Raw genomic sequence first — 19,090 nt, 5'->3', positions numbered from 1 at the left:
CTTACTTTTTATTTGGTATGCGCCCGTAACATCCAGGCAATTTTTTCGTGCGTTTCCATCAGACCGGTGATGAAATCACTCGTACCGGCATCCTTGTGTGCATCGGCAAACTCATCGATGTTTCCGCGAATAAATTCAATGATGCTTTCGTGATCGCTCAGAAGTTTTTTGATTAGGCTAAGGCTGTCATTTCCATCTTCGTCCTGCTCGGTCAGGTGCGTCAGTTGCAGGAAGTTTTTCAGCGTGGCGGGGGCGTAGTGATCCAATTGGCGGATACGCTCGGCAACACTATCCACGATCTCAGCCGATTGATTGTACAATTCTTCAAAATAGAGGTGTACCGAATGAAAATCCTTTCCTTCCAGGTTCCAGTGGGCATTGAGTGTTTTAGTGTAGAGCACAAATTCATCGGCCAATAACTTAGCCAGTTGATGCGCAACTACTTCCCGATTCTCGGCTGAAATGCCAATAAGCGTTTTCATGAATGGTCGTTTTAAAAGGTGAAATGTATTGATTACAGATTGCGAGGAGCGTACCGAAATAAACCCCAAAGTTCGCTGTAAAATGCCCTACCGCTCAGAATGAGCGACCTGTATTCAGGGCACAATAAACAGCTTTTTAGAAGGCAATTTCTGTACCAAATCACCTGAAATCGAAAAATTACTTTTTAAAAGTGCTTCCGGATTTCCCGTCAGCCATTCGCTCAAATCAATTGCCTGGTAGTGGCCGCTGTTAAACCCAATTAAAATCCGATATACGTCAGTGCCGGTGTTTTTAATGTAGTGCCCGGCCCCCATGGGTGCGTAGCCCACGTCCCCAGCCTCAAATTGTTCGGTTACGGCTTCCCCTTCTGCCAGAAAAACGGTCATCTCTGCCGTTCCCGCTATGTTATACTGCCATTCGTCGGCGTTCGGGTGCCAGTGCATTTCACGCAGTGCGCCCGGCTGGCTGTAGTTCAAGAACAGAGCCGGTCGTGGTTGTGCTGATGGGAAATTCGGTAGCCGTAACGATGCGTTGCGTTCCTCCGCCGGGCGCTCGTCTGGGTTGCTGGGCAGCTAGTGGATAGCGGTGCATACTGGTTAATTCCGGATACGCCCTTGTCGCCGAAATGGCCGAGTGGTCGTCAGGCACGTCGCCCAAAACGAAGTGAGCTTCTTTTTTAGGGAGCCTGTCAACCTCCTCCAGCGAAATACCCAGATTCTGCGCCACGATTTCGGGAGGAACACTGGCAATAAAATCAGTGACGCTGAAGGTATGATCTTCGGAAAAATCTCCATTATCAAAAATGAGGATAAAATGGCATTCGTCCGGCCCGATACCCTGGATTGAATGTCCATACCCTTTGGGGAAATACCACGTATCGCCCGGTCCGAACGTATCGATATACGTGGCTCCATCCGGGTGAATAATTGTCGTTCGGCAATGACCAGACAGTACATAGGCCCACTCAGCAGCATTGACATGCCAGTGTAATTCCCGCATGCCACCCGGTGCCAGCCGCATGGATACACCTGCAATGCCAACAGATGCCGGGAAGTCGCGTACCGATGCGCCACGAGTGATACCTCCCGGCCCTAATCGGGGCTCTTTTTTCTCTAGCTAATACCGAAATCGTAAGGATTCTTTTGCCATACAAACGAGGATAACATTTACTTTTTAGAGGAAAGTACCTTCGAGTGCCTATATACGAAAGAAAATAAGTAATCCCACCAGTTCCCAATTAGCGGATGTATTGATACTCAAGATGTTCTCTCGGGCTCAAAAAAGGCAAAAAAAAATCCCGCTAACATTCAGGATGTTAGCGGGATTTTTCTGTTACACGTTTTTAACCTGTGCGCTACGTCCGTCGCCATTCTGGCCATTGGCTAGCGCAGGTTGAGGTTCAGGTCTCGGATGGTCTTCCGCTTTTTCGTCCTTCTTCGCATTCTTTTTCAACTCTTCCAACCCTTTCTTACCGTAGGCCAACCGGGTAATGCCTACGTATAAAACAGGCACTACGAAAATGGCCAGCGACGTAGCGGCCAACATACCACCCAGTACCGTCCGTCCGATGGTTGCGCGGGCAACGCCCCCGGCCCCACTCGCGAGCGCCAGCGGGAATACGCCCAGAATGAACGCCAGCGAGGTCATCAGAATTGGGCGAAGTCGCAGACGTACCGCTTCAATCGTCGATTCGAGCAAATCTTCGCCTTTATCGACGCGTTCTTTCGCAAATTCGACAATCAGGATGGCGTTTTTGGCTGCCAGACCAATCAGCGTAATTAAACCGATCTGGGCATAAACGTTGTTAGTCAAATACGGGAAAATGATCAAGGCTGTGATAGCGCCCAAAGCGCCAATGGGCACCGAGAGTAATACCGAGAACGGCACCGACCAGCTTTCATACAAAGCCGCCAGGAACAGGAATACAAAGCCAATCGACAGCATAAAAATGTAAATCGACGTACCACCCGCATTGATTTCCTCGCGACTCAAGCCGCCAAAATCGTAGGAATACCCCGCCGGGAGTACTTTAGCGGCTACTTCCTGCAACGCTTCATTAGCCTGACTGCTACTATATCCCGGCTTCGTGCTCCCGTTCAACTCAACAGAGCGGAACAGGTTGAAGTGTGAAATCAGCGGTGCGTTTTCAATGACACTGGTTTTAATAACCGTACTAATTGGTACCAGCTGACCTGCTCCATTACGAACATAATATTGATTTAGCGCTTTAATATCGGTCCGGTACATGGTATCGGCCTGGGCCACCACCCGGAATTTACGGCCGTAAATAATGAAGTCATTGACGTACTGGCTACCCAGCAATGTCTGCATCGTAGTGTAGACATCGCTAACTGAGATGCCCAGTTTTTTACATTTATCGCGGTCTACGTCAACCCGGTACGCGGGTGATTTTGCGGTAAAATACGTAAAGGCTCTGCCTATTTCGGGACGTTTGTTCGCTTCGGCCAGAAAGTTTTGTACTACGTTGTCAAAGGCCGCTACATCATCGTTGGTTTCGCGTTGCTGAATTTCGAATGTAAAACCCGACGACTGTCCAAGCCCCGGTATTGCCGGTGGCTGCAACACCTGCGGGCGTGCATCGTTCAAGCCCGCCAGCGCCTTTTGTATCTTGACTACCAGCGAGTCGGCCTGCATGTTACGTTCCTTGCGCTCATCCCAGGGTTTGAGCGACATAAAGATCGTACCGCTGTTTGATTTCGATGCGAACGTAATGGCATTCAGACCACCCAATGCCGCAAAGTGGTTAACGTATGGTTGCGCTTTTAGAATCTCCATCATCTTGTTCAGAACAACAAGACTACGTGCTGTAGAAGCCGCTTCGGGAATTTCGTAGGTGACAATCAGGCGTCCTTCATCTTCTGTCGGGATGAAACCCGTTGGTTTGGCGCGGAATAATAACCCGGTTCCGATGTAGACAACTACCAGCCCGACAATCACGAGCGGAGTGGCTTTAATCAGGCGCTGCACACCATTTGAGTAAGCGTTCGTAACCTTCTCAAACCACTGATTGAACTTATAGAAGAACTTATTTAATCCCTTCGCATTTTCGTCGATGTGCATCGGACGTAGCAGCAGTGTACACAGCGCGGGCGTCAGTGACAAGGCGACAAACGCGGAAATCAGTACCGAAACGGCAATGGTGATGGCAAATTGCTGGTACAATCGCCCGACAATACCCGGAATAAAACCAACCGGCACAAACACAGCGGCAAGAATCAGGGCAATGGCGATAACCGGCGCCGAAATCTCCCGCATGGCTTCTCTGGTGGCATCTTTGGGCGACATGCCCTTATCGATGTTCACCTGCACGGCTTCCACCACCACAATCGCATCATCGACCACGATACCAATGGCGAGGACGAACGCAAAGAGTGTCAGTGTGTTAATTGTAAAGCCAAGCGGCACAAACAGCGCGAACGTACCGACGATAGACACCGGAATGGCCAGTAACGTAATGAGAGTAGCCCGCCAGCTTTGCAGGAATAAAAACACAACCAGGATAACCAGCACCAGGGCTTCGAGCAGCGTTTCGACCACTTCGGAAATAGACACCTGAATAACCGAAACCGACTCGAACGGCACTACGTATTCAATGTCTTTTGGGAAGGTCGTTTTCAGCTTGTCCATCGCATCATACACACCTTTGGCCGTCGCGAGGGCGTTACTTCCCGGCAACTGATACACAAGCAGATAGGACGCCCGTTTGCCATCCACGAACGAGTTACTGGCGTAAGAAAACTTACCCAGTTGCACCCGTGCTACGTCAGCCAGATAGACCAGTGAGCCTTTGCCTGGATCACTTCGGACAATAATCTTTCTGAAATCGTCTTCTTTACTGAGTCGGCTATTGGTAAAGACTGAATATTCAAAGGCCTGTGAAGACGGCTGTGGTGCTGCCCCCACCGAACCACCGGCGACCTGTAAATTCTGCTCCTGAAGGGCATTCACTACGTCTGTAGGTGTCATACCCAACTGTGCCAGCCGGTCGGGTTTGAGCCAGATACGCATACTGAAGTCATCGGCACGGCTGAAAATATCGCCCACACCCGGCACCCGCAACAGCGCGTCACGGATGTAAATGTTGGTGTAGTTATCCATGAACGACACATTGTGCGTGCCATTGGGCGAATAAATAGCCACGAGCATAAACAGCGATGGATTCCGCTTCCGAACCACAACGCCAAGACGCGTAACCTCCTGCGGTAACTGCGGCTGCGCAATACCGACCCGGTTCTGCACATCCAGCGCGGCAATGTTCACGTCGGTACCGACTTTGAACGTTACGTTCATGGTCATCCGGCCATCGTTGGTCGCATTGGTTTGAACGTAATCCATGCCCGGCGTACCGTTTACCTGGGTTTCGATGGGCGTCGCTACCGTCTGCTCCACCGTTTGGGCATCAGCGCCGGTATACGTGCCCGTTACCTGCACGACCGGGGGCGTAATGTCAGGGTACTGACTGACAGGTAAACTGAGCAAAGCCAGCACACCCAGCACGACAATCACGATGGATGCGACGATGGCAGTAACCGGCCGATTTATAAATATTTCTGCGAACATACTTGTTGAGTTTGACGGTTACAGTTTACGGTATCTGGTTTACGGTTGGCCAGCTCACGAATAGCTTATGTGTCAGCCAACCGTAAACCAGATACCATAAACTGTAACCTATTTTGCTGCCGTTTGCTTGTTACTGGAATCAGGTTTTGGACCGCCCGATTGGCCGGGTTGGCTAATGCGAACTTTAGCGCCTTCACGAATTTTCTGAGTGCCTTCTGTCACAACCATATCGCCTTCTTTGATGCCCTCTTTTACAATAACTTTATCATTGATTCGTGCGCCCAGCGTCACCTTTTTCTGGGATACTTTGCTGCTATCGCCAACGACAAATACAAAATACTCGCTCATCTGCTCGGTCACGGCCTGATACGGAATCAACAACTGCGGCTGGCCCGTGGTATTTTTCACACGAACATTCCCATTTAAGCCAGGTTTCAGTTGCTTATCCGGATTTGGGAAAGCGACCCGGACGCGGAGCGTACCGGTTTGTGGATCAACGGCGCGATCAATGATACGTACCGTACCAGGATATTTATACTGATTCCCATCGGGTTGAATTAATACCAGAATTGAATCACGACCCAAATTTTTCTGGTTCTGCAATTTCAGAAAACGCGGAATCTCCGTTTCGTCAACCTGAAGATCGGCAGCAATTGGATTGTCCGACGAGATCGTATTGAGGGGCGTTGACCCCGGCGCTACAGCTGCGCCAAGCCGAACCTGCGAAATACCGATCGTACCGTCCAGTGGCGCATAAATTGTCGTGTATTTCAGATTTGTTGCCACTTGCTGGATCGTCGCCTGAGAGGCTTCTACCTGCATTTTTGCCGCTTCCAACGTAGCGTTGGCGTTGTCGACCAGTTGCTTGGCAACAGCGTCCTGTTCCGCCAGTGTATTATAGCGATTAGCGTCTTTCTGAGCACGATTCAGGTTTGCTTTCTGCACGTTCAGATTCGCTACGGCCTGATCATAGCCAGCGCGGTATTGCTGCGGATCAATCGTGTACAGTTTCTGCCCTTTGCTAACCCGCTGACCATCCTGAAAAAAGATACCCGTAATATTTCCAGCTACCTGCGGTTGAATCTCCACTTCAAGCAAGGCCGTTACCGTAGCCGGGAATTGATCATAATAAACTGCATTTCCCTTCTCCGCCTTTACCGCCGAAACGGCGGTGGGTGGTGGAGGAGCTTGTTGCTGGTCATCCTTTTTGCCGCCACAGGCAGCGAGAAATAAGTTGGCCGTTACAAAAACGATACCGATGTATTTTTTCATTGTGTGTTGTATTCAATCAAACCCCGGACCGAGGCAACTCATTTGTATTTCTTACTTATAAACTTACTCGGAGTTAAAACCCGACGATACGTCAAAATCGAATTTCACCCAACGCTCGCTGAACATCCAGCTTGCTGATTAATACCTGATACAACGCATTGAATACGTTCAGGCGGGCCGTTCGCAGGTCAGCTTCAGCAATGGTAACGTCCAGATAGGTTTTTATGCCGGATCGGTATTGCAGGTTGATAACCCGATACACATCCTCAGCCAATAACTGATTTTCACGCAAGGCCAGATAATTAGCCAAATTGCCTTTGTAGTTGGAAAGTGCCTGCGCATATTCAGCGTCGACGGCACTGGTCAACGCACTCAAATCCCAGTTCAACCGCTGAACCTGTAATTCGGCAATTTTCGTCTGCTGAATGCGTCGCCCGCCCTGAAAAATGGGCAAGGCTAATGACAGACCCATCAATGAGTTAGGGAAGCTCTGGCTATATAATTGTCCGAAAGCGTTGTTCTGGAAGAGCAGGTTGTAATTGGCAAAGGCGCCTACCGTAGGCAGATAAGCCCATCGTTGGTAACGCACGTTGGCCGCCAGTAGCTGACCTTGCGTTTGCAAAAGCTGGTACTCGATACGGCGCTGCGGATTCACCAGTAGAGTCGTGTCCATAGCAACTTCGTTAAATAACTGAAGCGTATCATAGCTTACGTTGAGCACCATATTTGGCGGATACCCCATTAACTGCTTAAGCGTCTGGACTTTGGCGCCCACCTGATCGCGAAATTGCTTCTGCTGGGCGCGGGAATTATTGAGGGCAATTTTGGCTCGCTGTGGATCAGTTTTATCGACAATCCCGCCCTGATACTGGTTGGTGGCGTCCTGTAAGCTACGCTGCAACCGGGTAATGTCTTCACTCAGGATGTCAACCTGCCGCTGTGTCAGAATGACGTCGTAAAACGCTTTGCTGACATTAACCACTACGTCGATTTTATTACGTACCGTCACCTGAGTCGCCTGCGCCCGATACGCATCAGCCGTTCGGCTCGCCAGCAACAGGTCCCGGCTAAAAATGCTTTGGGTTAACGAAAGGGACGCTGTCGAGGTGTTTTTGGCACCGATTGTCCGGGGAACGCTTTCGCCGGTCGTTGGATCGGGGAAAATCGTAGTAGGTAGTTTAAGGTTATGGATAAGATTGTACCCAGCCGACAATTGCGGATACCAGGCCGCCAGCGAACTTTGAACCGTACGTTCGGCAACTTCCTGATCAATAAGGGATTGACGGATAACGGGTTGATGACTTAGCGCATACTGAACACAGTCCGTCAGGTATGCCTGTTTTGCCAATGAATCAGACGTTTTTTGCGCAAACCCCAAATGCCCAAACACGCTAAAGACCCCAACAAGTAATGTAAACCAACTCTTCTTCATAAGACAGTGAGGTGCAATAATACACGGCAACAACATTAGTCAACAACGTGTACTATCTAACAACTATTTCCGATTAGCGTTTTGTTCGTTTACAACTAAGAATTTAACGGCCATCCATCAGTTGCCTAAGTAATAATCCGGAGATTCAACCCATAAATTAACTACACAAAACTACCTGATACAGAGGCAATTTACCTGAAATATCGATTAGTCGAATCGTAACAGCGAATGCGCTACATTTGTTATAAGTAAGTAGTGGAAACGATAAAACGTTGTCGGTTCACAGCCATCCCTTACCTACCCTTACATTTCAGAACAACTCGCTCTCCGGTTTGTCAAACCCACTCAAAGGCCGTAATTTCGGGGCTTTATCAGTAGCGATTAAGCGACATGACCGAAGCACCCAAAGACTCCGACGAACGTACATCTGGCGAAAAGTCTCTTAACTTCATTGAACAAATCGTAGAAGAGGATATTGAATCCGGCAAAAACGGTGGGCGAATTCATACGCGCTTTCCACCCGAGCCAAACGGATATCTGCACATTGGCCATGCCAAGTCGATTTGCCTCAATTTCGGACTCGCCGATAAATACGGCGGCCAAACCAATCTACGGTTCGACGATACAAACCCGGTTACGGAAGACACTGAATACGTAGATTCCATCAAGAATGACGTTCACTGGCTCGGCTTCGACTGGGAGAATGAGTTCTACGCATCTGATTACTTCGACCAGATTTACCAGTTCGCCGAAACCCTGATCTCGAAGGGACTGGCATATGTCGATGATTCGACCTCGGAAGAAATTGCGGCTCAAAAAGGCACGCCTACCGAGCCCGGTCGGATAAGTCAATACCGCGACCGGAGCGTGGACGAAAACCTCGATCTGTTCCGGCGCATGAAAGCAGGCGAGTACCCCGACGGGGCAAAAGTGCTACGTGCCAAAGTCGATATGGCGTCGCCGAACATGCAGTTGCGTGACCCGATCATCTATCGCATCAAACACGCCCATCACCACCGCACGGGCGATACGTGGTGCATCTACCCGATGTACGATTTCGCGCATGGGCAATCGGATGCGATCGAGCATATTACGCACTCGCTCTGTACGCTGGAATTTGAAGTACACCGTCCCTTGTACGAGTGGTTTATCGACAAGCTGAACATTTTCCCATCCCGCCAGATTGAATTTGCGCGGCTCAACCTGACCTACACGGTCATGAGCAAACGGAAACTGAAACTATTGGTGGAAGAAGGCCACGTGAGTGGTTGGGACGATCCTCGCATGCCGACCATTGCCGGTATTCGTCGGCGAGGCTACACACCCGCTAGCATCCGCGAATTCGCCGACCGCATTGGCATCGCCAAGCGCGACAACCTAATCGACGTGGGTTTGCTGGAATTCTGCATCCGGGAAGAGTTGAACAAAACGACCCACCGCGTAATGGCCGTTTTGGACGAAAAGCCGCTAAAACTCGTCATCACGAATTATGAAGTGGGCCGCGAGGAAATCATGCGGATCGAAAATAGTCCCGAAGACCCAACGGCGGGCGAACGCGACGTACCGTTTAGTCGCGAGGTATACATTGAGCGAGACGACTTTCTGGAAAATCCGCCGAAGAAATTCTTCCGGTTGTTTCCGGGCGGTATGGTACGGCTGAAAGGCGCGTATATCATCAAATGCGACGAAGTCGTGAAAGACAACGCGGGCGAGATTATCGAGCTGCGCTGTACTTACCTTCCCGAAACCAAGAGCGGTTCCGATACGTCGGGTATGAGCGTGAAAGGCACGATCCACTGGGTATCGGTGCCACATGCGGTTGAAGCCGAAGTCCGTCTTTACGACCGACTATTCTCCGTCGAGAACCCTGCCGCCGACGAACGCGATTTCAAAGAGTTGCTGAACCCAAATTCATTGTCGACGGTACGTGCTTTTGTCGAACCGGCGTTGGTGGAAGCGGCCCGTTCTGGTGCGCAAAGCAATTTCCAGTTCATGCGCAAAGGCTACTTCATTCTCGACCCCGACTCCACCGCCGACCGGCCCGTTTTCAACCGGACCGTTACGTTGAAAGATTCGTTTGCGAAGGAAGTGAAGAAGGGGTGATTTGAGAATCATAAATCAATTATAAGGAAGTGAAGAAGGGGTGATTTGAGAATCATAAATCAATTATATAGATTTAGACCGATCTAAATAGATCGGTCTAAATCTTTTTATACACGTGTTATGAAAAATCAACATTCATGGTCTGAGGTTGATAGCTAACTTCAAAAAGAAGGCTTACTACTGCTTGCAGGAGCAGTTGCTGCCTATCAATGTCAATCGCCAATATGGGGTATAATTTTTGCACTCAATCATTTTTTTATAATTGCCCATTTGCATGATCTTAAAGCTAGGAATTGGTCACGCAATGAATTCATTGCCAAGCTAACTGGTGGTTCCTTTTTGGGAAAAGACTATACTGAGTATAGAATATTATGTGATCAATTGAAACAAGATTACCCGAAACGAGATCTCTTTATTGCTAAGCTTGGCTATTGGCATATGATTGCTGTAATAGTGTATCAGGTAGCTTTATTTAACTCTTTTTCAATTACTGGCTCTCAATTATTAGGCTGGTTTCAGGAATTGCACATTGGAGTAAGTCCTGTCTTTTAGTTTCCGCTCATGCCGCTCATCCACAAATCGAGCAATTTCGACGACATTCCGGCTTACGATAAAGAATATTGGCGGGCCAAAACACTGTAGGAACGGTTAGCGGCTGCGCTGAAACTCATTCGGCGGGCTAAGGCTATTTACTACTCAAATCCCGCAAACCCACCGTCAGACAACGGAGGATTGGTGATTAAATCGAGTACGCCAATCGAACGAAGTCAGAAAATAGGTCGTATTCCAAACGTATAGGTTTTCATTCCTCACTTCCCACAATCCGCGCTCCCGGTGCAACCTAAACTCACAAACAGTTCGGAGCGGATTTTCCAGCCCGATTCGGTTTTGCGCCACATGGACAGATACGTACCCGTAATTGTTTGAATGCCGTCGGGACGCTGGAAACGGCCGGTCCAGTGACCATGCTCGGCAGCAAGGGGATTGAACGTACTGATCTGGATGCTGTCGGTGGTGCGGACGTACCCGAGGAACGTAGCGTCTTTAAATTGTGGTGCCACGGATGCCAGCACCGAATCCCGGCCCGATACGTGTGAACCACTCCCCCGCGTTACGTCAATATCAGGCAACATGGTCTGGCCGAAGGCCGTGAGGTCACGCGACTGAATAGCCTGATTCGACTGGGCGCGCAAGGCTCGAATAGCAGCCTCATCCGTTGTTGCGGCCTGCTGCTTCGGTGTGTTCTGAGCCGGGGAGACCAGCGGTGTTATTACCGCCAAGGCGACAATCAGTAAATCAATACGTAGCAATTTCTTCATTGGCGGAAGATAGGGCAGGTTTTACAGTATGGCAATGATGAGAAGTTATTCCACGCCCATATTTTCACCCACTCTTAATTTTCTTTTTGGGTAGGTACCGTAGTAAAACTTAACTTTGGGGTAGAAAAATCCTTTTTTATTTACTGTTTATGCAACGTCCTGTCTGTTGGTCTCTTTTGTGCCTGTTACTCTATACATTTAGTGTATCGGCGCAAACCAATGAATTACCTTACGCAACGCTTAACCTTCAGAATCTCAACGACTTTAAGCCAACCGGTGGAAACTGGAAAATCGTTGGCGATGTCTTCTACGACATCAACAAAAATGGCAAAGCAAGTACCAAAGCAGGAACCAGCATTCTGGTCAACGATCTTTCTGGAAAGAGTAAAGATCAGTTGTTCACCAAAATGGAACACGGTGACCTGGAGCTGGAGCTGGATTTCATGATGGAGAAAGGCTCTAATTCGGGCATTTATCTGCAAAGCCGGTACGAAATTCAACTGTTCGATAGCTGGGGCGAAAAAGACCCGAAGTCAGTCGATTGCGGATCGATTTATGAACGTTGGGACGAAAGCCGTCCCGAAGGTCGCAAAGGCTACGAAGGTCATCCACCCTCGCAGAATGTCAGCAAAGCTCCTGGGCTATGGCAGCATTTTAAAATTGTGTTCCGCGCACCACGCTTCAATGAAAAAGGGGAGAAAATTGCTAATGCCAAGTTCATCAAGGTTATCCAGAATGGCGTTACCATCCATGAAAACATTGAAGTAACCGGGCCAACGCGAGCCGCTGCGTTTCAGGATGAAAAACCAACCGGGCCACTCATGATTCAGGGCGATCACGGCCCTGTAGCGATTCGGAATATCAAGTACAAAGCGTATGGTATTGAGCCAGTTACTTTAACCAAGCTTACGCTGAAAGCCTACGATGGCAAATTCAAATCAGTAGACGACTTCAACGCGCTCACGCCGAAACGGGAGATGCCGATTGAGATTCTAGCGCATCAGGCACCGGGTAGCCGGGATAATTTTGGCGGAAAAATCACCGGTACGATTCACATTCCCCGCGCCGGGCAATATCTGCTGAATCTGACGCTACGTTTTATTCCCAATGAAACGCTTCCCACGAATCCAAACGGAGCGGGCGAGTTATCCATTGCGGGTAAAAAACTCCTGACCATAACTGGCAAGGACAACAATTTTGCAACAATTACCACGAATCTGGAAGCGGGCGATTTTCCCTTTGAACTGGCTTATTATAAAAACTTCGGATTCTGGTACGCCCGCAGCAATGACATTCAGCTGACGATCGAAGGCCCCGGCGTTCAATATACGCCACTGAATCCGGTGATACGTATTGAAGAAGCCGTTAGTCAGATCAAAGAGATAGCGACCAATGAGCCGGTTATGCAACGGGGTTTTGTAAATCATCACGGCATCAAGCACACGCATACCATTTCGGTTGGCGAACCCAATGACGCGAACTACACGGTCGATCTTCGCAAGGGTGAATTTTTGCAAATCTGGCGGGGCGATTTTCTGGACACAACGCCCATGTGGCACGGTCGGGGCGAAACCCAATTATCCGTTCCGCTGGGTAGCGTGATTGAGTTACCGGGCAAGCCATCTCTTACGTTCCTGACCGATCAAAATGCGGCCTGGCCCGATTCAAACGCTACGTATACTAACCTGGGCTACGATGTTGACAAATCAGGTCGGCCGGTTTTCAAGTATACGTTGGGGGGAGCAAACGTACGCGAATCATTGGCGTCCACGGACGAGGGCCGAAAATTGGCGCACTCGTTTACGGTCACTCCAGGTTCCGAAACGAAGGAAATCTGGTGTCGCGTTGCCGAAGGAAAAGACATCACCGTGTTGCCAAATGGTCTGTACGCGATAAACGACAAGCAGTATTTTATTGAGCTGCCGGGCACTGCGAAACCCGTTATCCGCAATACGGCGCAGAACACCAAGGAAATGTTGCTTCCGGTGAAAGCGACGAATAATGTTGGCGTCGTAACCTATTCAATTGTTTGGTAAGGCTCAATTTTCTGAAAAATATTCTCATGAACGTATCTCATCCATCGATAAATCGTCTGGCACTGGCGGCCCTGGTTGCTACCAGCCTGACCTGTTTTAGTACGTTGCCCGCGCTGGCGCAGATCCAGTCGAAAGATGGCAAGCCCGTAAGCTCCAGCAGCAAACAGCCAGCTCCGGCGCCAAAAGGGTTGGCAAAACCGGAAGTTGATCCCGAAAAAGAGGAGGATTTCTATAAACTGATTTCGTTGCCCGTTCCTGAAGACATCATTCTGGAAGTGGGCGGCATGGTTACGATGCCCGATGGTAGTCTGGCCGTCTGTACGCGTCGGGGTGAAGTCTGGCTGGTGTCGAATCCGTCGATCAGCGGTTCCGAACGCCCGGTTTACAAACGGTTTGCGTCTGGCCTGCATGAACCGCTGGGATTGACCTACAAAGACGGCGACATTTACGTAACCCAACGTAGTGAAGTGACCCGCCTGCGCGATACCGATGGTGATCAAAAAGCGGACTCCTACGATAAAGTTTACTCCTGGCCGCTGTCGGGCAATTACCATGAATATTCGTATGGCCCAACGTTTTTGCCAAACGGCAACATGCTGGTTACGCTGAACGTCGGCTGGAGCAATAGCCTGGGACATGGCGTGAGTCTGGTCCCCTGGCGCGGCTGGACGCTGGAACTGACGCCTGATGGCAAAATGACGCCGTTCGCGGCTGGCATGCGCTCACCCGCCGGCTACGGCTTCAACGCAGCCGGGGACTATTTCTATACCGAAAACCAGGGTGACTGGGTTGGTTCAGGACGGATTTCGCAGGTAGAAAAAGGGGATTTTCTGGGCAATGCCGAGAGCCTTCGGTGGACGGGTATGCCGGGTTCGCCATTGACCATCAAACCGCAGGACGTACCGAACACGGGCGAGCCTCTCTACGACGTATCAAAACGATTTACGGCACTGAAAGCGCCCGCCGTTTGGTTACCGCATGGTATCCTAGGCATCTCGACATCGGGTTTACTGACGGATAACACAGCCGGGAAATTTGGGCCATTCGCTAACCAGATGTTCATTGGTGATCAGGGGCAAAGCATCCTGTCGCGCGTTGATCTGGAAAAAGTTAAGGGCAAATATCAGGGTGTTGTGTTTCCATTCCGCGAAGGTTTTTCATCCGGCGTACTACGTATGGTGTGGGGACATGATGCCTCCATGTTCGTGGGCATGACGAGTCGGGGCTGGTCGTCGACGGGTAAAGAATTGTTTAGCTTACAACGCCTTGTCTGGACGGGAAAGACGCCTTTTGAGATGAAAACGATCCACGCGATGCCGGATGGTTTTGAAATCGAATTCACGGCTCCGGTCGATCAGGAATTGGCCGCCGATCCAGCATCCTATAAAGTGACGGGCTTCAACTACAAGTACCACGCCACGTATGGCAGCCCGGTTATTAACCGGGGCGGCTGTCCGATTCGCGGCATTGTGGTGTCGAAAGACGGCATGAAAGCGCGTCTGGTGGTTGACAGCCTGCGGCTGGGGTATATTCACGAGATCACGACGAACGGTGTACGGGCGGCCAATGGTCGGGCCTTATTGCACAACGTTGGCTATTATACGCTGAACAACATTCCCGATGGTGAAAAGCTGGCCCTTGCCGACGTAGCACCCAAGCACGATCACTCGGCGATGGTGATGGCGTCTACATCAACGGCACCACCAGTCAGTACAAAAGCAACCGCAACGAAAGGAAAAACAACCAAACCTGTTGCAACAAAGGCGACGGCCAGTAGTGCCATGAAACGGGTGACGGAAATGCCGGCTTCCTGGGGCGAACCGGATTATACGATTACCCTTGGCACTAAACCGGGGCTAAAATTCACCCCGGAACAGTTCCAGGTAAAAGCAGGCAGCAAGGTTCGGGTTGTTTTTAATAATGAGGACGATATGCTGCACAACTTCGTTGTTGTAACGCCCGGCTCAGCGATTCAGGTTGGCGAACTCGCGATGAAACTAGGGCTTGAAGGTCAGGAAAAAAATTACATTCCTCAATCAGACAAGGTGCTGCACCATACCAATCTGCTTCAGCCGAACACCAACGAAACCATCTATTTCACCGCCCCATCAACCCCCGGCGACTACATGTACGAATGCTCCGTACCGGGCCATTTCTACGTCATGCAGGGCACAATGAAAGTAGTTAAATAATTTCCTGACACGGGTGAACCGGATCGCAGGACCGACCCGCGCCAGGAAGCCTCAAACAAATATGGTGTCGGTTTTAAGAAACTGACACCATATTTGTTTAAAATCTGACCTACGCCCATGACTCTTTTCAAAACAAACCGGCTGTTTTTTCTTCCTCTACTCCTATCGCTCTTCTCAATCAATGTAATAGTTCGTGGGCAGGCCTTATCAGAAGTGATCCGGCTTAACCAAATTGGCTATTATCCCACTGCGGCTAAAATTGCGGTGGTTGTCGGTACGGTTGAAGGACCGTTTCAACTGATGACATCAGATCTAAAAAAAGTAGTATTTACTGGCACGTTGGGTACAGCCCGGCAGAACGTCATTTCCGGCAAAACAACTCATAGCGCCGATTTTTCGACGTTTACCAAAGCTGGAACATACGTTGTCGTCATTCCGGGCCTGGGTCACTCCTACTCATTTGCTATTCGCCCGAATGTACACCGGGACGTAGCGATCGGCGCGTTGAAAGGCTTTTACTACCAGCGGGCCTCCACTGATTTGCCGACTAAATTTGCGGGAAAGTGGGCGCGTCCGGCGGGTCATCCAGATAACCATGTACTAATTCATCCGTCCGCAGCGTCGGCAAGCCGCCCGGAAGGAACGACCATTTCATCGCCACTAGGTTGGTATGATGCGGGCGATTACAACAAATACATTGTCAATTCAGGGATTACAATGGGAACGCTCCTATCGCTGTATGAAGACTTTCCGGCCTACACGAAATCGCTACCGGGCAATATTCCCGAAAGCCAGAATAAGTTACCCGATTTGCTTGACGAAGTTCTCTGGAACCTACGGTGGATGCTTACCATGCAGGACCCGGCCGACGGCGGGGTGTACCATAAACTCACCAACGCTCGCTTCGACGGAATGATCATGCCAGATAGCGCCGTAAAAGACCGCTACGTCGTGCAAAAAAGCATCACAGCAACCCTCGATTTTGCCGCTGTTATGGCACAGGCCAGCCGAATTTTCAAACCATATAACCGCGAACTTCCCGGTCTGGCCGACTCCTGTCTGTCGGCGGCTGTCAATGCCTGGAAATGGGCGAAAGCCAACCCGAACCTGGCGTATAACCAGAACGCCATGAACGCCAAAATCGACCCCGACGTCGTGACGGGCGGCTATGAAGACCGCGATGCCAGCGATGAATGGATTTGGGCCGCTGCTGAACTCTACGTTACAACCAACGATGATACGTATTATACCGCCGTCAATCTGTTTCCCGATGACAAAACGCCCTTGCCGTCATGGGCGAAGGTTCGCACGCTGGCTTACTACACACTGGCTCGTTCCGCGAAAAGTCTGACCGCTATCGGTAAAAAACAGTTGCCGCTGGTGAAACGACATCTTATCTCCATGGCCGATTCGTTAATTCGGGGAGCTGATAAACAGGCGTTTCAAACTGTAATGGGTAAATCGGCGAAAGATTTCATTTGGGGCAGTAGTGCCGAAGCGGCTAATCAGGGAATTGCGCTGTTGCAGGCGTATCGGCTGACCGATGCACCTAATCGCAGGCAATATCTTCATTACGCGTTGGGCAACCTGGATTATCTGCTGGGACGTAACGCAGTCGGCTACTCCTTTGTGACGGGATTTGGCAGTAAACCGCCCATGCATCCACACCATCGCCCTTCTGTTGCCGATGGCATCGACGAGCCTGTACCGGGTCTGTTATCGGGTGGCACAAACGCCAATGCCGCCAGGCAGGACAAATGTGCAGGCTACACAACGACCCTAGCCGACGAGGTGTATATCGACGCCGACTGTTCGTATGCCTCCAACGAGATTGCCATCAACTGGAATGCGCCACTCGTCTATCTGGCGACGGCTCTGGAAGCTTTACAGAGCGAACAGAAGTTACGATAGTCTACCTCGATTCTTCTAAAAAAGCAGTGGTAAAAACGGCTATGTCCTGCCTTATAACATTGACGTTGTCATACACTATTCCCTTTACTGAAAACAATGAACCTGAACCGCAGAGATTTTCTTCGTCAACTGGGCTTTGGTGCCGTTGGCCTGACGATTGCCACTACGTTACCAGACACCAGTTGGGCGTTACCGGCCAAGACGGCTAAACTCCCGCGAAGCCTGCCCGAAACGCAGGGTGTTGCACCCGGGGGACTGCTGGATTTTGTGAATACGATCGAGTCTGAGAAACTCAACGTGCACAGTGTCATGGTGCTACGTCATGGGCAAGTCGTGGCCGAAGGCTGGTGGGCACCCTACGCACCGCAACTGAAGCATACGCTGTATTCGTTGAGCAAAAGCTTCACATCATCGGCGGTTGGCATGGCCGTTGCGGAAAAACGATTGACAGTTGAAGATAAGGTTGTGTCGTTCTTTCCGAAAGACGTACCGGCAACGATCAGCGAAAATCTGGCCACTATGCGGGTGAAGGATTTACTGACGATGTCGACCGGGCACGACAAAGACTCGACGCCTTCACTTCGGAATGGCTCTGATACTAATTGGATTAAATCGTTCCTAAACCTTCCCGTTGAGCATAAGCCAGGAACATTTTTTGTGTACAACAGCGGTGCTACGTATATGCTCTCGGCCATTGTCCAGAAACTTACGGGCCAGACCGTTCTTGAGTACCTGAAACCGCGTTTGTTCGGCCCGCTGGGCATTGAAGGCGAAGATTGGGAAGTCGATCCGAATGGCATCAACACCGGCGGCTGGGGCCTTCGGCTACGCACCGAAGACATAGCCAAATTTGGCCAGCTCTATTTACAAAAAGGCATGTGGAATGGCAAACGCCTGATTTCGGAAGAGTGGATTGCCGACGCAACCCGCAAAGAAGTGGAGTCAAAAGGCGGGAAAGGCGACGAGAGTGTGAACGACTGGATTCAGGGCTACGGCTACCAGTTCTGGCGGTGCCGCCACGATGCCTACCGGGGTGATGGCGCGTTTGGTCAATATTGTATCGTGCTGCCCAAAGAGGATGCTGTTGTTGCCATTACGTCGGAGTCGGGAAATATGCAGGGTATTCTCGATGCGGTCTGGAATCACATTCTGCCCGCGCTTCAGGGAAACGGATTGCCAGGCGAAAAAATCAAACAGGCCGCTCTGGCACAAAAACTGGCAACGTTAACACTCTTGCCAGCCGCGACAAATGTAGCGTCGTCGATTGCGTCTCAAATAAGCGGCAAGACTTACGCAATTGCCGACAATTCAACACACGTAAAAGACGTAACGCTGACCTTCGGAAAAGATGGTTGCATCTTCAAACTTCAGGATGACCAGGGGGATCATCAGGTATTATGTGGGGTAAATCGCTGGCGGGATAGCACGACAACATTTTCGCTGGCCCCGCTTACATTGACGCCAACCGTTGTACCCGGTGGGAATTCCCGAAAAGTGGCAGGCAGCGGCAGTTGGCAAGACGCCAATACGTTTGTCATGATCTGGCGATTTATCGAAACGGCTCATTACGATATGGTCACCTGCCGGTTCGGGAAAGAAGGTGTACAGGTGGAGTTTCAGAGCAGCCTCAGCATTATTAATAAAACGAAAGACAAACGACCTGTACTGGAAGGGAAAGTCGTGGCTTAAGTTGTGTTTCGTTTGAATAAAATACCCGTCCCACAATTCAAGACTGTGGCACGGGTGTTTTTAATTTGTCAC

13 protein-coding genes are annotated in these 19,090 nt (G+C 50.2%); 6 read left to right on the top strand and 7 right to left on the bottom strand.

Annotated elements, in window-relative coordinates; genetic code table 11:
* Positions 1-8: 8 nt before the first annotated feature.
* The 6 genes from BM202_RS20060 to BM202_RS20040 all read right to left on the bottom strand — a co-directional run bounded on the left by BM202_RS20060 (position 9) and on the right by BM202_RS20040 (position 7,768).
* Positions 9-482, bottom strand: a complete 474-nt coding sequence (locus BM202_RS20060; protein ID WP_093829412.1) for a Dps family protein — start codon at positions 480-482, stop codon at positions 9-11.
* A 114-nt stretch (positions 483-596) separates the two neighbouring features.
* Positions 597-959: a cupin domain-containing protein gene (locus tag BM202_RS37840; RefSeq protein WP_218160588.1), complete on the bottom strand. Its 363-nt coding sequence runs from the start codon at positions 957-959 to the stop codon at positions 597-599.
* Positions 928-1,563, bottom strand: a complete 636-nt coding sequence (locus BM202_RS37835; protein WP_218160590.1) for a cupin domain-containing protein — start codon at positions 1,561-1,563, stop codon at positions 928-930. Before BM202_RS37835 ends, BM202_RS37840 begins: the two co-directional genes overlap by 32 nt.
* 252 nt (positions 1,564-1,815) lie before the next feature.
* Positions 1,816-5,064: an efflux RND transporter permease subunit gene (locus BM202_RS20050; protein ID WP_093829410.1), complete on the bottom strand. Its 3,249-nt coding sequence runs from the start codon at positions 5,062-5,064 to the stop codon at positions 1,816-1,818.
* Positions 5,065-5,172: 108 nt separating this feature from the next.
* Complete coding sequence (locus BM202_RS20045) at positions 5,173-6,336, bottom strand: efflux RND transporter periplasmic adaptor subunit (RefSeq protein WP_093829408.1); 1,164 nt, start codon at positions 6,334-6,336, stop codon at positions 5,173-5,175.
* Positions 6,337-6,427: 91 nt separating this feature from the next.
* Complete coding sequence (locus BM202_RS20040; protein WP_093829406.1) at positions 6,428-7,768, bottom strand: TolC family protein; 1,341 nt, start codon at positions 7,766-7,768, stop codon at positions 6,428-6,430.
* A 390-nt stretch (positions 7,769-8,158) separates the two neighbouring features.
* Here BM202_RS20040 and BM202_RS20035 point away from each other — a divergent pair, with 390 nt between their 5' ends.
* Entirely contained in the window at positions 8,159-9,871 is a 1,713-nt protein-coding gene (locus BM202_RS20035) for a glutamine--tRNA ligase/YqeY domain fusion protein (protein ID WP_093829404.1), read from the top strand.
* Positions 9,872-10,141: 270 nt separating this feature from the next.
* Positions 10,142-10,423: a hypothetical protein gene (locus tag BM202_RS36695; protein WP_143100720.1), complete on the top strand. Its 282-nt coding sequence runs from the start codon at positions 10,142-10,144 to the stop codon at positions 10,421-10,423.
* Between the two features lie 257 nt (positions 10,424-10,680).
* Here the strand turns inward: BM202_RS36695 and BM202_RS20025 are convergent, their stop codons facing one another.
* Positions 10,681-11,190: a YybH family protein gene (locus BM202_RS20025; protein WP_093829402.1), complete on the bottom strand. Its 510-nt coding sequence runs from the start codon at positions 11,188-11,190 to the stop codon at positions 10,681-10,683.
* A 149-nt stretch (positions 11,191-11,339) separates the two neighbouring features.
* On the opposite strand from BM202_RS20025, the gene BM202_RS20020 reads away from it, so the two are divergent.
* The 4 genes from BM202_RS20020 to BM202_RS20005 all read left to right on the top strand — a co-directional run bounded on the left by BM202_RS20020 (position 11,340) and on the right by BM202_RS20005 (position 19,018).
* Positions 11,340-13,226, top strand: coding sequence for a 3-keto-disaccharide hydrolase (locus BM202_RS20020; RefSeq protein ID WP_093829400.1), 1,887 nt, complete (start codon positions 11,340-11,342; stop codon positions 13,224-13,226).
* A 26-nt stretch (positions 13,227-13,252) separates the two neighbouring features.
* The gene (locus BM202_RS20015) at positions 13,253-15,418 is read left to right on the top strand and encodes a plastocyanin/azurin family copper-binding protein (protein WP_093829752.1); all 2,166 of its coding nucleotides are present in this window, start codon (positions 13,253-13,255) and stop codon (positions 15,416-15,418) included.
* A 117-nt stretch (positions 15,419-15,535) separates the two neighbouring features.
* Positions 15,536-17,329, top strand: coding sequence for a glycoside hydrolase family 9 protein (locus BM202_RS20010; protein WP_093829398.1), 1,794 nt, complete (start codon positions 15,536-15,538; stop codon positions 17,327-17,329).
* A 96-nt stretch (positions 17,330-17,425) separates the two neighbouring features.
* Positions 17,426-19,018 (top strand): serine hydrolase domain-containing protein, encoded by a 1,593-nt coding sequence (locus tag BM202_RS20005; protein WP_093829396.1) that lies wholly within the window; start codon positions 17,426-17,428, stop codon positions 19,016-19,018.
* The last annotated feature ends 72 nt before the right edge of the window (positions 19,019-19,090 follow it).

It is taken from the genome of Spirosoma endophyticum, from assembly GCF_900112365.1.
GTDB classification, from domain to species: Bacteria; Bacteroidota; Bacteroidia; order Cytophagales; family Spirosomataceae; genus Spirosoma; species Spirosoma endophyticum.
This window is presented reverse-complemented; position numbering and strand designations above follow the sequence as displayed.

Excerpts from the sequence above, each read along its gene's own strand:
- BM202_RS20020 (WP_093829400.1), top strand. The coding sequence starts at position 11,340 with ATGCAACGTCCTGTCTGTTGGTCTCTTTTGTGCCTGTTACTCTATACA.
- BM202_RS20015 (WP_093829752.1), top strand. The coding sequence starts at position 13,253 with ATGAACGTATCTCATCCATCGATAAATCGTCTGGCACTGGCGGCCCTG.
- BM202_RS20005 (WP_093829396.1), top strand. The coding sequence starts at position 17,426 with ATGAACCTGAACCGCAGAGATTTTCTTCGTCAACTGGGCTTTGGTGCC.
- BM202_RS20025 (WP_093829402.1), bottom strand. The coding sequence starts at position 11,190 with ATGAAGAAATTGCTACGTATTGATTTACTGATTGTCGCCTTGGCGGTA.
- BM202_RS20040 (WP_093829406.1), bottom strand. The coding sequence starts at position 7,768 with ATGAAGAAGAGTTGGTTTACATTACTTGTTGGGGTCTTTAGCGTGTTT.
- BM202_RS20045 (WP_093829408.1), bottom strand. The coding sequence starts at position 6,336 with ATGAAAAAATACATCGGTATCGTTTTTGTAACGGCCAACTTATTTCTC.
- BM202_RS20010 (WP_093829398.1), top strand. The coding sequence starts at position 15,536 with ATGACTCTTTTCAAAACAAACCGGCTGTTTTTTCTTCCTCTACTCCTA.
- BM202_RS20035 (WP_093829404.1), top strand. The coding sequence starts at position 8,159 with ATGACCGAAGCACCCAAAGACTCCGACGAACGTACATCTGGCGAAAAG.
- BM202_RS20050 (WP_093829410.1), bottom strand. The coding sequence starts at position 5,064 with ATGTTCGCAGAAATATTTATAAATCGGCCGGTTACTGCCATCGTCGCA.
- BM202_RS20060 (WP_093829412.1), bottom strand. The coding sequence starts at position 482 with ATGAAAACGCTTATTGGCATTTCAGCCGAGAATCGGGAAGTAGTTGCG.